1 pseudogene is annotated in these 911 nt (G+C 64.7%); it reads left to right on the top strand.

Features of this window, described 5'->3' with window-relative positions:
- Positions 1–142 precede the first annotated feature (142 nt).
- Positions 143–911 (top strand): annotated as a pseudogene (locus MU407_RS14020) (transposase); the annotation flags it as partial.

The following is a 911-nucleotide window of genomic DNA, read 5'->3' as shown; positions in this document are numbered from 1 at the left end:
AATGGCCGTCTCGAGCATCTGCGCGGCTCCGCTCTCGGTTTCCGCAACCTCACCCACTACATCGCCCGCAGCCTCCTCGAAGCAGGCGGCTTCAGACCCCACCTACACCCTCAAATGTGAAGAGCCGGATTGACAAGCCCAGGGCAACCACGCCGAGACGCGGACGATCCTGCCGATCATGCGGCAGTTCCAAGCCCGCCACGGGATCGCAGACATGGTCGTCGTCGCCGACGCCGGGATGCTCTCAGCCGCGAACCTGACGGCGCTGGATGAGGCAGGGCTGCGGTTCATCGTCGGCTCACGCGTCACCAAAGCCCCCAGCGACCTTGCCCACCACTTCCACTGGCACGGCGACGCCTTCAGTGACGGGCAGATCATCGACACCATCACACCCCGCCACGCCAACACCAAACCCGTAGCTGACCTGCACCGACGTGACGCGCCGAGTTGGGAACCGGGAGAGCATCCGGGGTGTTGGAGGGCGGTCTGGGCCTACTCCCGCAAACGAGCCGTGCGGGACGGGAAAACACTGACCGCACAGGAGAACCGGGCGATCGCGGTCATCGAGGGTGAGAAGCGGCCCCACCCCACGAGGTTCGTCACCCGCGCCGGGGGTAAGAACGTGCTGAACACCAGCGCTCTCGAGACGGCGCGGCGTCTGGTGGGGCTCAAGGGCTACGTCACCAATATCCCGGCCACGATCATGGGCCCGGGCGAGGTGATCTCCAGTTACCACGACCTGTGGCACGTCGAGCAGTCGTTCCGGATGAGCAAAACAGACCTCCAGGCCCGCCCCATGTTCCACCACCAACGCGACGCCATCGAAGCACACCTGACCATCGTGTTCACCGCTCTCGCCATCGCGCGCTACATGCAAAACGCGACCGGGTTGAGCTTGAAGAAGATCATCC

Source organism: Brachybacterium sp. Marseille-Q7125, assembly GCF_023062615.1.
Taxonomy (GTDB): Bacteria; Actinomycetota; Actinomycetes; order Actinomycetales; family Dermabacteraceae; genus Brachybacterium.
This window is presented reverse-complemented; position numbering and strand designations above follow the sequence as displayed.